At 48.4% G+C, this 13,595-nt stretch carries 10 protein-coding genes, 1 tRNA gene and 2 pseudogenes; 8 read left to right on the plus strand and 5 right to left on the minus strand.

What is annotated here, in order from left to right; all coding sequences use genetic code 11:
• Positions 1–297: 297 nt before the first annotated feature.
• Positions 298–606, minus strand: coding sequence for a hypothetical protein (locus tag AC5JPW_RS12075; protein ID WP_494240548.1), 309 nt, complete (start codon positions 604–606; stop codon positions 298–300).
• Between the two features lie 49 nt (positions 607–655).
• Positions 656–1,354 carry an HNH endonuclease gene (locus AC5JPW_RS12080; protein ID WP_494240549.1) on the minus strand — a complete coding sequence of 233 codons (699 nt, stop codon included), beginning with the start codon at positions 1,352–1,354 and terminating at the stop codon, positions 656–658.
• Positions 1,355–1,974: 620 nt separating this feature from the next.
• On the opposite strand from AC5JPW_RS12080, the gene AC5JPW_RS12085 reads away from it, so the two are divergent.
• From AC5JPW_RS12085 to AC5JPW_RS12105, 5 genes and pseudogenes are all read left to right on the plus strand, one after another.
• Positions 1,975–2,268, plus strand: a complete 294-nt coding sequence (locus AC5JPW_RS12085; protein WP_494240551.1) for a hypothetical protein — start codon at positions 1,975–1,977, stop codon at positions 2,266–2,268.
• Between the two features lie 85 nt (positions 2,269–2,353).
• Positions 2,354–3,265: pseudogene (locus tag AC5JPW_RS12090) on the plus strand (ArdC family protein).
• 419 nt (positions 3,266–3,684) lie between these two features.
• Positions 3,685–3,927: an ogr/Delta-like zinc finger family protein gene (locus AC5JPW_RS12095; protein WP_494240553.1), complete on the plus strand. Its 243-nt coding sequence runs from the start codon at positions 3,685–3,687 to the stop codon at positions 3,925–3,927.
• 14 nt (positions 3,928–3,941) lie between these two features.
• Complete coding sequence (locus AC5JPW_RS12100) at positions 3,942–4,508, plus strand: phage polarity suppression protein (protein WP_494240554.1); 567 nt, start codon at positions 3,942–3,944, stop codon at positions 4,506–4,508.
• Between the two features lie 292 nt (positions 4,509–4,800).
• The gene (locus AC5JPW_RS12105) at positions 4,801–7,554 is read left to right on the plus strand and encodes a restriction endonuclease (RefSeq protein ID WP_494240555.1); all 2,754 of its coding nucleotides are present in this window, start codon (positions 4,801–4,803) and stop codon (positions 7,552–7,554) included.
• Positions 7,555–7,627: 73 nt separating this feature from the next.
• Here AC5JPW_RS12105 and AC5JPW_RS12110 read toward each other — a convergent pair.
• Both AC5JPW_RS12110 and AC5JPW_RS12115 read right to left on the minus strand, forming a co-directional pair.
• Positions 7,628–8,659, minus strand: a pseudogene (locus tag AC5JPW_RS12110) (tyrosine-type recombinase/integrase); the annotation flags it as partial.
• Between the two features lie 248 nt (positions 8,660–8,907).
• A tRNA-Leu gene (locus tag AC5JPW_RS12115) sits at positions 8,908–8,992 on the minus strand.
• 245 nt (positions 8,993–9,237) lie between these two features.
• Between AC5JPW_RS12115 and AC5JPW_RS12120 the strand changes: the two genes are divergently transcribed.
• Genes AC5JPW_RS12120 through ahr form a run of 3 tightly spaced genes read left to right on the plus strand, consistent with a single transcriptional unit; the run spans position 9,238 to position 11,906 of the window.
• A complete protein-coding gene (locus AC5JPW_RS12120; RefSeq protein WP_494240557.1) occupies positions 9,238–10,251 on the plus strand; it encodes an HNH endonuclease family protein in 1,014 nt (337 codons plus the stop codon).
• Positions 10,251–10,829 carry a class I SAM-dependent methyltransferase gene (locus AC5JPW_RS12125; RefSeq protein ID WP_494240558.1) on the plus strand — a complete coding sequence of 193 codons (579 nt, stop codon included), beginning with the start codon at positions 10,251–10,253 and terminating at the stop codon, positions 10,827–10,829. The genes AC5JPW_RS12120 and AC5JPW_RS12125 overlap by 1 nt, the downstream gene beginning before the upstream one ends.
• A 57-nt stretch (positions 10,830–10,886) precedes the next feature.
• Positions 10,887–11,906: an NADPH-dependent aldehyde reductase Ahr gene (gene ahr, locus AC5JPW_RS12130; RefSeq protein WP_494240560.1), complete on the plus strand. Its 1,020-nt coding sequence runs from the start codon at positions 10,887–10,889 to the stop codon at positions 11,904–11,906.
• A gap of 44 nt (positions 11,907–11,950) precedes the next feature.
• On the opposite strand, the gene AC5JPW_RS12135 is transcribed toward ahr, so the two are convergent.
• Complete coding sequence (locus tag AC5JPW_RS12135) at positions 11,951–13,588, minus strand: dihydroxyacetone kinase subunit DhaK (RefSeq protein ID WP_494240562.1); 1,638 nt, start codon at positions 13,586–13,588, stop codon at positions 11,951–11,953.
• Between the last annotated feature and the right edge of the window lie 7 nt (positions 13,589–13,595).

The following is a 13,595-nucleotide window of genomic DNA, read 5'->3' on the forward strand; positions in this document are numbered from 1 at the left end:
GATTATTTAATTGAGATCAGTTTTACCATTAGAAAAGTTTCTTAAAATTATTGGTGCTGAAGCACCAATATGGATTGCAATAATTTCGTTAAGTTTAAGATTTAATATATTTTCGTAAAAAAATACTAATGTAACACCAATAAGTATCATAACCAGTGTACTTATCCAATAGAATCTAGATGTTAGCCAAGCAGGTCTGCTTTTTTTCGACACATCTTAAATTATATATCCCTACCATCTCAGGGATAAGGCCGCCAATAAGGCCATATATAAGTAGTGACATATTATAATTCCTAATTATGCATTATTTTTATCGTGATTTAGTGCTTTGAAAGCAACCCATATGTCGCCAAGAAATGATTTCCTTTTCTTTAACACATAAAGATCAGAGCCATCAGGCACTGGAATAACTGACTTTCTTACTTTAACCGAATGTGCTAAGATTTTATTTACATCAGATTCAGATAGTTTTGTTTGTTTCGCTACACCTTTAGCACTTCTATATAGCCATTTCGGATTTCCCATTTCGTTGATAACTAACTCTTCGATATCAGAATTTTTATTATGCATTATTACTAATTTATTTGATGTATCTTTAATATTCATTATCCGTGTTCAACTCTGACATTGTAGTTCACAAATACCTTTATTATTTTTAACCAAAGTGTTCTTGCCTATGGCAATTAGGGCAAACAGCAATAGCGTTTTCAATTGTATCTTCTCCACCTTTAGACAAAGGAACTACGTGATGAACTTCAAGGTAAGGTGTATTATCTTTAACTCTTTGAAATGGTGCCGGTTTGTGGCACTTCTCGCAATTCCCCATTGCCCGATGAAGCACTTCAGCCACCACATCAGGGCTTCTAACAAATACAATAGATAGGACTCTTCTAGTTACTGGTATAGTACTGTTAATTTCTTTTAGACGTTTTTTGCGTTCTTCTGGGGCTAGATTAAACGACTCTCTAATAGCTTCATCAAATTCGCCCTGAAGTCGTTGCGATTCATCTTGTATTATTTCCCGTGTAAGCCATTTTATTTTCCCACTTATTACCACTGAATATATTTTCCATATTCCATGTTCCTTTTGATTATATGACACATAATACTCATTATTTATTTTATAGAGTTTATCGGCTTTATTACTTTCATTAGTTAATCGTTCATTCCAGTTTAAGGAGTAATTAATCCTTCTGTCATGGTTTACTGTCAGTTTATCAATCGTTTTGCTAATAGTCTCATTTTTAACATTGGTAACAATCTTGGATACATAATCAACAATTTGTTTTTTCGTACAAACCCCATTTGCTTCAACAAATCTTGAAACTTGAATGTTTGTTTCTTCACTTGCCATTTTAATAACCATTTTTACGCCGTACTAATATTGTATCTCACAAGATGCACTTATCCCATTGTTCTGTACACAACATTAGATACAGCTACCAGTTAGCAATTGTTGGTTTATGGATTCAGCCCCGAATATGCTCAGAAAGCTCCCCTTAATAGTCCATGCAAAAATCGAGAATCTCATCCCACCCTAAACCTCTCAGATTCGAACAGTATCTTCACGACAAATAGCTGTGGCCCACTGCACAATACGTTGGCTGGCACCGTAAGCAGATCTTCAAATCCTGAGATCATAAGCTTCCTGATGTGCTCCGCAGGTACTATCGATTATATTGTCCAATATACTTTATCTCCTAAAGACGATAAATTGCCTTACCCCCTATAGCGGATAAATACCCCCCCCAGATTAGCTCTTGATTATTATTGATACCGTATCAATCTGTACGAATTTTGACCCACAACCAGAGCCTTCAGGTTGCCACCCCACCCGGTGAGGCTCGCCTTTTCGTCCGCTCCGTATCATCCTCGCGGACAGCGCTTAGCGCCTGATACATCCTCTACCCCACCATGCAGGGAATCACTCCCTGCCGGGCGGTGTTTCTCTGCTTTCATCACTGGAGAAATGCTATGCCTACTTCATCTTGCCCTGAAGCAAAATCCTTATCGCTGTCTGTCTCAACTGAGGCCTGGGAAAAGGTAGTCAGTTTTCCACCCGATCCCTCTCAGGAAGACGACCGTCTCGAAAACCTGATTGTCGCGACCATACTGACATTCAAAAGCGCAGGCCCGGACCGTAAGAGTATTAATTTCGGTCTGTACTGTTTTCCCGCTGACAGCAGCAGCAATGTACCGCTGATGACGCCGCTGCGCTTAACCCTTGAAGATGATCACTTGTTGGTTACTGCCCTTCACACCAGCTGATTACCTCAGCATCCTCTACTCCCCGTGCCGGGCGACTCCCGACCGGGAGCGCTGTACCCGGCTTCTTTATCATGAGGTTACGCTTATGAACAGAAGCAACGATCTTTATCAGAAAGTCACCGATGAAATTATCGCCGCGCTGGAAAAAGGCATGATCCCCTGGGTTCGCCCATGGCGGAAAGGGGAACCGGTGGTGCCGATGAATGCCCTGTCCGGGCGGTTTTATCACGGCATCAATATTCCTCTGCTCTGAAACAGCGCAGAACGACAGGGGTATGAAAGCGATCGCTGGCTGACCTTCACGCAAATTCGCAATGCGGGCGGTAACATCCGCAAAGGCTAAAAATCTACACTGGCCGTGTTCTATCTGCCGCAGCAGCGCGAAGTAGTGGACAGCAATGGGAACATGGTTCTTGATGCTGACGGCAACCCTAAATTGACGTCCTACACCCTGGTACGCGAGTTCCAGCTGTTCAACATTCAGCAATGCGAAGATCTGCCGGAGGCGTTTTCACAACCTGTCGTGATGGTCAATGACCCCATCGCCGCTGCCGAGCAGGTTGCCCGGCAAAGCTCGGTAATGATCACTCACCGACGCCAGAATCGGGCGTATTACTCGCCAGGACGCGACTGCATCATCATGCCGCATCCTGAGCAATTCGCTTCACGTGAGGATTACTACGGCACGCTGCTGCATGAACTGACGCACGCTACCGGACACGCTTCACGGCTGAACCGGGATGGCATCACTGCCGGCAAGCATACCTTCGGCGATCCGACGTACAGTTTTGAAGAGCTCGTCGCCGAAATGGGAGCGGCTTTCCTGTGTGCTCACGTTGGCATCCAGTCGAAGCTACATCATGACAGTTACATCGCATCGTGGCTGAAGGTGTTGCAGCAGGACAAAAAAGCTATTTTCCGCGCCAGCGGATTAGCGCGTAATGCCTGTGAATATCTGCTTGAACAGGCACAGCAGCCGTTAGCGCTGAGCGCATGACCTTCACATCAACGGCGGAGCATCCTGCTCTGCCGTTTTTATCCACTCCAATAAATTTGCGCAACCCAATAAACAGTTTCGCCCCAAATCTGACGGCACCAAAAGGCAAAATCCAAACGGTTAAGGGGAAGAGAGTGAGGGGGGAACGGGCTTACCCGAAAAAGGGGCTTCCCTTCGTCTTTCGAGTTGCAGGTGCGTTGGCTTTCCTCGCTCACCCCAGTTACTTACTTATGTAAGCTCCTAGGGATTCACTGCGTCGCCGCCTTCCTGCACCTCAAAATCCATTGGGAATAAAAGGCCATTATGCAGATATGGCTGACGCGCAAAAAGCAAAACACCACACCATCCACTGGCGAACCCGACGTCACGGAGGGATGGCTGCATCCTGAAGCTGACCTGAAAGCGCGAGGACTGCTGTCATGATGCATTGTCCGTTCTGCAAAAAGGCCGCGCATACACGAACGAGCCGGTATCTGTCGGAAAACGTCAAGCAACGCTATCACCAGTGCACCAATATCGAATGTTCGTCGACGTTCCGCACCATCGAATCAATTGATGAGGTGATACGCCCCCCGGCTGAGACAGCGAAACCTGAGCCAGAAACGGCCACCCTGCCACCGCGTAACGTGAAGGGCTGTTACAGCTCGCCGTTTCGTCATTAATCCGGAGAGACACCGTGACCACTCTGACGCTACAGCAGGCTTTTGAAGCCTGCCAGAACAGTAAAACCGCATGGCTGACCCGCAAGCAGGAGCTGACCGACACCGAACAGAAATACCGCGCACACATCGCCACCGCTGATGACGGTGGCCCTCGGAGTCTGCAAACCCTGCGCGACATCATCGACGTGAAAAAATGGGAAATTAATCAGGCTGCCGGTCGCTATATTCGCGCACATGAGAACGTGCAGCGCATCAGCATCCGCAACCGCCTGAATGATTTTATGCAGGCGCACGGCGCAGAGCTAGCCGCCGCACTTGTGCCGGAATTAATGGGCTATAACAGCCAGCCTCCCGCCGTCGCACGCTGCGCAATGCAGCATTCAGTCGATTATCTGCGTGAGGCGCTGTCGGTGTGGCTGTCAACCGGTGAAAAAATTAATTATTCCGCACAGGATAACGACATTTTAACGGCCATCGAATTCAGGCCTGACGCGGCTTCGCGGGATGATAATCGTGAAAAATATACACCCGCACAAAACCAGAATTACGTGAATAAACGCGCAGAACTGGCCGCGCAGTAGCCCGTCAAAAAATCCCCGCAAATCCCACTTTTTTCCCGAATTAAGCCATGCATGCATAAGGTGCATGGTTTTGCATGCGTTTTTCACCCCGCAAAACTCTCCTCCACGCCAGTCAGGTTGCGGCCTGACGCCGTTCATGCAGTTGCATTAAAAGCGGCCCCTTAAGCGGGCAGGCGTGGCGGGGAGAGCATTGCGCGCCACCTCAGAAAAAGATGCTTGGAGTGCAAAGACGAAAAAAGTATATTGAACACTCTACGCACAGCCCCCTTTTCAAAAAACTCAGGACAAATGTATGCAAATTGAAGTTGCGACAGAAAACACTGATACGACAAAACAAAAAGGCGATCTTTTCGAAGGGCTTATAAAGGATCTGCTTTCGGCACAAAATTACGAAGTCGCACAAGAATTAAGAGTGACAGGTGCCGAATTAGATTTATTATGTAAACACAAAGTTAACTCAAAAGAAATTTATGTTGAATGCAAGGCTCAAAAAGAAAAAATTAGCGCACCGATTCTAAATAAACTTATGGGTGTAGTCGATTTACATGATTATTCTGAAGGCTGGATAATTTCAACATCAGAGTTCGGCAAGGATGCACTAGGAATAGTTGATATAATATCAAAAAAGCCTAAAGAAAAATCCTCTAAATTCAGCTTCTACACACCTCAACGAGTAATTGAATCACTTACTTCCGCAGGCGTAATTAAAAACACTCCAACTGACAAAGCTATTGATTTCATAGGATCAGAAGACAATTTAGGTAGTTGGACACTTTTAATAAGCAAATTCGGAAGGTTTTGGGCTGTTTATACATTAAAAGGCGGCGTCCCTGAAGGAGTATTATTATTTAATGCTACTTCTGGTAATTTAGTTAATGATGGTGCTACTTTAGAAAACATATCTAAACTTGAAGCGACAATCACAGGCTACGATTTATCCGTAGGAAAAAAAGATGATGACCTATCAATTCTACCTGACAAAACTGAAGGTGTTACAAATGTAGTTGAAGTCCAAATAGGCGATTCCTGGGATGATTATCGACCTGCAAGACCAAAGGATTTTGTTGGTCGGGACGATATGCAAAAAGAAATCCTTGGTTTTTTAGCAAATGTAAAAGAAGGGAAAACTAATACTAGAATATTTGCAATAACCGGGAACTCGGGTTTAGGGAAAAGCTCTTTAATCGCTAAAATCAGAGACAGGTCAAAAAACAAACATTACCATAAAAAATATTTTGTTTATGCTGTAGATATTCGCGGGGCAAAATCACCCTCATATATTACATCCGCACTATTGCAAGCTCTAAAGCTGGCACAAGAAAATGGATTTGGCAAAAAAATTGATTTATCTCTCACCGATCCAACAAACCATTTTTCATCAGAATCTATAGCTGAATATCTTGAAAGCATCAAATCCGAAGATAAAGTCATATGTATTATCTTTGATCAGTTCGAAGAGCTTTATTCAAAACCTGAATTGTTTAGTGTATTTAACTCTGCGAATAGCTTAATGCTTGAGGTGGCTGGTTATAAAGGGAATTTAACTCTTGGTTTTGCATGGAAGACTGACAGCACCACTCAGCAAGATCATCCAGCGTATCATATGTGGCATAACCTGTCTGACTTAAGAAAAGAATTTAAATTAAGTTTATTCGATGGTGGTGAAATATCGAAATCCATTACCACGTTTGAAAAAGAATTTAATCACAAGTTAACGCCCGCTATCAGGAATCAGATAACATACAGTTGCCAGGGTTTTCCATGGCTTCTGAAAAAGCTTTGCATTAATTTGAGGGAAAACTTTAAAAAAGCAGGAAATAATGAAGTTACTACAGTTGAGCTTGATGTAGAGAAGTTATTTACCAACGATCTTGACTTACTGACTCCATCAGAAAAAACCTGCCTTGATTTAATTGCTAGTAAAGCCCCAGCCGACTGGAGCGAAATAATAGAACTATCAAGTGCCGCAGATGTAAGTAATTTAGTCAATAAAAGAATGGTGATTAAAAGTGGCGATAGACTCAATATATACTGGGATATATTCAAAGATTATTTAGTCACAAGGAAATTACCTGTAATCCCTTATAACTATGTTCCAACCTCTGATTATCGAACTATCGTTAACATTGCTAATGAACTAGATAATAAAAATTATCTTTCATCGCATGAAATATCACTGAAGGCTGGAATAAAAGAATCAACAATGTTAAACATTGGAGCGGACTTAGTAATGTTTAACATAGCTGAGCGAAATGGTTCTAGTTTTAAGTTAAATGCTGCTATTTCGTCTAAAAGTGAAGATGAATTTCTAAAAAAAATACGCGAGCGACTTGGAAAGCATTCATTCAAAATAGAATTGTACAAAAAATATCTTGGCAAAGTCATTGATATTGACACATTAATTGAAGTTTTGAAAGAAAGCCTGCCAAAAGCGCACCACAGCCAACCAACTTGGGGTGTTTATGCTCGAAGGCTATCTCGCTATTTGCATATGACAGGATACATATCTCAGCAAAAAAATATCTATATCGTTCAAGATAAAGGAGCAATACAACAGGCTGTTGCTTCCTGGCAAAAAAGAACCAAGGGGCATAAGAGTGAGATATTCGCTCCTAATGCTTCACCGCTTTTAGTTTATGAGTGTTACAAACTAATCCAAGAAGGTAAAACTTATGAACAAATACAAGATGATGGCTGCAAAAACGCGCTCACTGTATTATTAAGATTTAATTTAATTTCGATTGTAAAGAAAGAAATTCATATAGAACATGAATTGATGTCGAAATATAACTCACCACTAGAAGCTATATGGGTAAATGCATCCAATGAAATATGCATGAAAACCTGCATTGAAAAAATCAATAGCGAACCGCATATAAACAATATTAGTCTTGCTAGTTACATTGCTAAAAGACATGGGGCTAATTGGAGCGATTCCAGTCTAAAACGATTCGGAAACAGTTTAAAACAGTGGTCGAATTGGCTCAACTCGAGAAAGTCGGGCGATGCCATCCCCACACCACCGGGAAGAAAAGCACAAGCTTAAATATTAAGTAAAGAAAATGATGCAGTGGGAATAAATAATCACTGCATCATTTATGATAACAACAGCCAGAGGGTTAGCTGCTTTTAGCAAAATCGAATAGTGACACGTCAATTATTTTATTTGCATCAAGATAATCTGCCCACCACTGCACCATTAACCTCCGTTCATCCAAATGCTCAGAAGTGTGAATATAAGCTGCACGCACATTATTACGCTCTGAATGGCTCAACTGCCGCTCTATAGCGTCATCACTCCATAACCCTGATTCACCCAACGCGCCACGCGCCATCGTCCTGAATCCATGCCCGCAGACCTCAGTTTTCGTGTCATAGCCCACCGTACGCAATGCGCTATTTACCGTATTTTCACTCATAACCTTGGTTGGGTTATGATCTCCCGGAAAAAGCAGCTCTTTATCACCACTTATCTGCTTAAGCAGCTCTAACAAAGTCATCGCCTGTCGGCTAAGAGGAACAATGTGCTCCTCTTTCATCTTCATGCCACGGTACGAGTAGCGCACACCTTTAATTTCTTCTCGTTTTGCTGGTACACGCCAAAGAGATTTATCGAAGTCGAACTCATCCCATCACGCGAAACGTAACTCACTGGAACGCACAAAAGTGAGTAAGGAAAGCTCGACCGCGATCCACGTCATTACACGGCCACGATATGCAGCAAGACGAACAAGAAACTCAGGGAAGCGGTTGGAGGGTAATGCCGGACAGTGTCGTGCTTTAGTTGTCAATAACGCACCGGCCATGTTACTGGCTGGATTAGAGTCGATGTAATCGTTTTGTACGGCATAACGCATAATGGCCGTGACACGCTGTTGCAGACGCAGAGCAACTTTGTGTTTACCACTGACATCAATTTTTTTAATCGGGGCTAACAGGTGATTGGTTTTGAGCTGGCGAATGTCGGACAAATCGATATGAGGGAAAATATAAAGTTCAAGATAGCGAAGAACGCGTAATCGATGGTCTTCTCTCCAGCGCTTGTTGTTGGCATCCCGCTCTATGACGACGACGTCAAAAGTTATCGATTCCTGCTCTTGTTCTACTTTAACGGCTTTCTTACTCTCAATTGAGAGCGGCACCATCAGCTTATTGATTCCGGCCGTCGTTCCGCAAAACTCAGCCACCCGTCAGCGAAACTTCAGGATATTTACCTAAACCAGCGCTTCTCTTTGCACCCAAAGCGATGACGTAGCCGTCAGTAAGTTTGTGAGCTTTTAGTTGGCGAAGCCCAAACCGGGTTGAATTAAGTTGAGTCAGAAAGTTACGAAGGTATTCAAATCACTAAATTCCAGACACAAAAAAAGCCGCCCTTGGGCGACTTCTTTGTTGCATCTTATGGTGCCGAAGGCCGGACTCGAACCGGCACGTATCTCTACGGTTGATTTTGAATCAACTGCGTCTACCGATTTCGCCACTTCGGCACTGAAGGGGATGCTGATAGCGGGTTGCATTATACCTGTTGCTGACCCCTGCGCAAGCATTCCCCCGCCTTGTCGCGTCTGAGTGCCGAAAAAATCGACATATCTCCCATTCACTTAGCCTTTCTCTGGAAGGCGGCTCGCAAAACGCTGCAACGTGACGGCGATGGTTTACATTTTCCCCGTCTTGTTATCTGATCCTGTTACAGGTTGTTGGCATTCACCACATCCATAACTCAGGACAAGATATGCGTTTCTATCAGGTCGAGCCCACGCTGGAGAACTACTGGCGCGGCATAATCCTCTTTGGCAAAAATGTCGCTTCCTACAAGTTCGCGCTGGCGCATGCGATGTATGACGTAAAGCGCGACGGCAGTGACCTCATCCTGCTTGAAGACCTCGCCGTGCCGTTCAGCCAGCATCTTTGCCATCACCTGGCGCAGGCCCCCAAACAAATCACCTCTGCCAGAAGTCAATACCTCGATGCCTGTCGCCAGTTTAATGCCGGGGAGATCGACCAGAACACCCTCACCGCCGCCACCGTGCGCTTCGGCTTTAACAACGTGATTGATGCCTTCCACAATGTGAATCAGGGCGAGATTGAGAAACGCTTTTTCATAGATGAGCGCAAAAGCCATAAAGGCATTCGTCTGACGACAAACTTCCATCAGCTCACCGAGCGTCAGCAGTTCCAGAACCTGAAGTGTGAGACCGACGCGCGCTGGAACCTGGTCGAACAGGGTTGGGCGATGGGCGTGTCGCGCAATCTCATCGCCGTGGAGCATGACGAGCAGGACAACATGCTGTTCAGCATTCAGAATAACCGCCGCATCACCATCACCAGCTGTCGCGACAGCCTCAACGGCTACCAGAAAGGACGCTGCTTTTACTGCTTCGCGCCCATCAGCGTGGAGCCGGGCGACGCGAACCTGGCCGATGTCGATCACTTTATTCCGTGGATGCTCAAAGACCAGGTGGGGAATGTGAACGGCGTCTGGAACCTGGTGCTGGCCTGTAAATGTTGTAACCGGGGTAAGCAGGGAAAATTTGCTCACATCCCGTCGTTGAAACTGCTTCAGCGCCTGCACGATCGCAACGAATACTTCATTACCAGCCACCTCCCACTGCGCGAAACCCTGATCCGTCAGACCGGCGCGAACACCGTAAAACGGCATGATTTTCTGTCAAATGTCTGGAACACTGCGCGGGTAAACTTATTCCACGAGTGGGAGCCAAAGGCCGCCGGGCCGGATACCTTCTAATGACCATCAACTATTATCAACACCATGCGCAGGCGTTTTTCTCCGACACCATCGGCGTCGATATGTCGTCGCTTTACGCCCCCTTTGTTGCCCACCTTGCGCCCGGTGCCCGCGTGCTGGATGCCGGGTGCGGTTCCGGTCGCGATGCCCGTGCCTTTGTGGAGATGGGCTATGCGGTCGAGGCCTTCGATGCCTCGTCGGAAATGGTGCGCCTGGCAACGGAGCACAGCGGTCTGCCCGTCAAACAGATGACCTTTAGCGAGGTGCAGGCCAGTCATCATTACGATGGCATCTGGTGCTGCGCGTCGTTGTTGCACGTACCCGCGCAGGATCTGCCGCAGGCGATGAGCAACCTGGCGCAGGCGCTGAAGCCGGGTGGCATCTGGTACGTCTCGTTCAAATACGGCGACAGCGAGCGCGAAAAAGGCGGCCGTCATTTCAGTGATTTAACCGAAGCGGGGCTGAACGCGCTGGTCGCGCAGCTTGCGGGCATCCGGGTGCAGTCGATGTGGACGACGCAGGACAAACGCCCCGATCGCGATGAAACCTGGCTTAACGCCTTGTTACGCAAAGATTAGATCCATCAATCACTCTATCCTCTACACTCAATTCTCAACCATCATGAGGGAAAGGCGATGTCGATTATCAAAAGCTATGCCGCTAAAGAAGCCGGGGCTGACCTGGAGCTGTTCGAGTATGACGCGGGAGAGTTAAGTCAGGAAGACGTTGAAGTCCAGGTGGATTACTGCGGGATTTGCCACTCCGATTTGTCGATGATCGACAACGAATGGGGCTTCTCACAATATCCGCTGGTCGCCGGGCATGAAGTCATTGGCCGCGTGGTGGCGCTGGGTAGCACGGCGCAGAGCAAAGGGCTGAAGGTTGGTCAGCGCGTGGGTATCGGCTGGACGGCGAAAAGCTGCGGCCACTGCGACGCCTGTATCGACGGCGACCAGATCAACTGCCACGAAGGCGCGGTACCGACCATCCTTAATCGCGGTGGCTTTGCCGACAAAATTCGTGCGGGTTGGCAATGGGTCATCCCCCTGCCGGACAGCATCGACATTGAAACCGCGGGTCCGCTGCTGTGCGGCGGCATCACCGTGTTCAAACCGCTGCTGATGCACCATATCACCGCCACCAGCCGCGTCGGGGTGATTGGTATTGGCGGGCTGGGGCATATCGCCATCAAGCTGCTGCATGCGATGGGCTGCGAGGTGACGGCGTTCAGTTCGAACCCGGCGAAGGAAGCGGAAGTGCGCCTGATGGGTGCGGACAATGTGGTCAACAGCCGCGACCCGGAGGCACTGAAAGCGCTGGCGGGTCAGTTTGACCTCATCATCAACACCGTGAACGTCGATTTGCAGTGGCAGCCGTACTTTGAAGCGCTGGCCCACGGCGGTGCGTTCCACACGGTGGGCGCGGTGCTGAAGCCGCTGGAAGTGCCTGCGTTTACGCTGATTGCGGGCGACAGAAGCATCTCCGGTTCCGCGACCGGTACGCCGTTCGAGCTGCGTAAGCTGATGAAGTTTGCCGGCCGTGCGAAAGTTGCGCCGACGACCGAGATGTTCCCGATGTCGCAGATCAACGAGGCGTTACAGCACGTGCGTGATGGGAAAGCGCGTTACCGCGTGGTGCTGAAAGCGGATTTCTGATGCCACTCGCCCCTCGTCCTCGTTTGAGGAAGAGGGGCGTTTTTTTACCCCTTACTCAGCGCTGCAAACACTTCTGCAATCGCCACGGCACCGGGGTCTTGTACTCCTTCAAGATTCTGACTGTTCACGTATGACGAGCGGCCTGCACCGGCTTTTTGCATGGTCGCCGTTTTCTCGGAACCGGTCTTCGCGGCAGCAGCAGCGGCATCCAGCCCGCTGTCACGCAGGACCTCCAGCGCAGGTTGCAGCGCATCAATCAGCGTGCGGTCGCCCAGGTCGGCACCACCATAATGTTTCATCTGCTTTAAGCCACGCAGCAGCGCCTCGGGCAGCGGTTTCTCATCGTGCACCGCCTGACCCGCAGCGGTGAAGAAGATAGACATCAGCACGCCGCTGGAGCCGCCCATCACCGTGGCGAGGCGTTCACCCACCAGTTGCAGCAGTTGCGCAGTGTTGTTCAGCGGCAGCTTGCCCTGCTCAAGCAGGCTGGCGATTTCCCGCGCTCCTTCGGCAAAGGTGGAACCGGTATCCCCATCCCCCACTTTGGCGTCCAGCGCGTTCAGGCGGTTTTCCAGCCCAATCAGCGTCTGTGTAGCGGCAGAAACCAGCGCGTTGACCTGCGCGTTCTCAGAGGGGTCAATCTCCAGTTGGTTGTAGACCGGGCTATGGCGCTGGGTTTTCATCGGCGCGAACGGCACCGGTTTTTGCCAGCCGACGGTCTGCACATCGGCGCACAAGGCCTTCTCAAAGGTCTCGTTCAGGCGCAGAACAGAGAGCGAAAAGCCTTTCATGTCGAGCGAACTGACCAGCGGTGCGGGGCCAATCAGGTACGCAATCTGGTCTTTCAGCGACGAGTGCGCCAGCTCTTTGGTGAGTAGCGCCATCTCTAGCGCAGATACACCGCCAAGGTTATTGATCAGCACCGCCACACGGTCTTCGTCCGCCAGCTCTTTCAGCGGTTTCACCAGCGTGTCGATAAGCTGTTTGCTGTTGTGACTGTCGACGGTGCTGGCACCCGGCTCACCATGAATGCCCAGCCCCAGTTCGACCTGGCCTCGCTGGATGCGGTCATCCTCTTCGCTGCCCGGCAGGTTGCAGCTCTCCATTGCCAGCCCCAGGCTCCAGACGTTGTCGCAGGCCTGTTGGGCAATATGGAGCACTTCACTTAACGAGCGGCCTTGCTCCGCCGCGTAACCCGCAATTTTGTGCACCAGCGCGGTACCGGCGATGCCACGCGGTTGCTTGTTGTCCGGCAGCGCGATGTCGTCGGCGACAATCACCATCTCGACTTTCAGGCCGTAGCGTTTGGCTTTCTCGGCGGCAAGACCGAAGTTCAGGCGGTCGCCGGTGTAGTTTTTGACGATCAGCAGGCAGCCGCGATCGCCGGTCACCGCGACAATGGCGTTCAGCACCGCATCCACGCTTGGGGAAGCAAAGAGATCGCCGCACACGGCGGCAGTGAGCATTCCCTTACCCACGAAGCCTGCATGCGCGGGTTCGTGGCCAGAGCCACCGCCGGAGATCACCGCCACGCGGGATTTATCCCAGTCGGCACGGGCAACAATACGAATAGCGGGGTCGATATCGAGGCGAACCAGGTTGCCATGGGGGGCGGAAATCACCATGCCTTCAATGGCGTCATTGACCAGTTGCTTACGGTCATTAAAAAAGAATCTGGACATAGCTTCC

The sequence above is a fragment of the Phytobacter sp. genome (assembly GCF_059074235.1).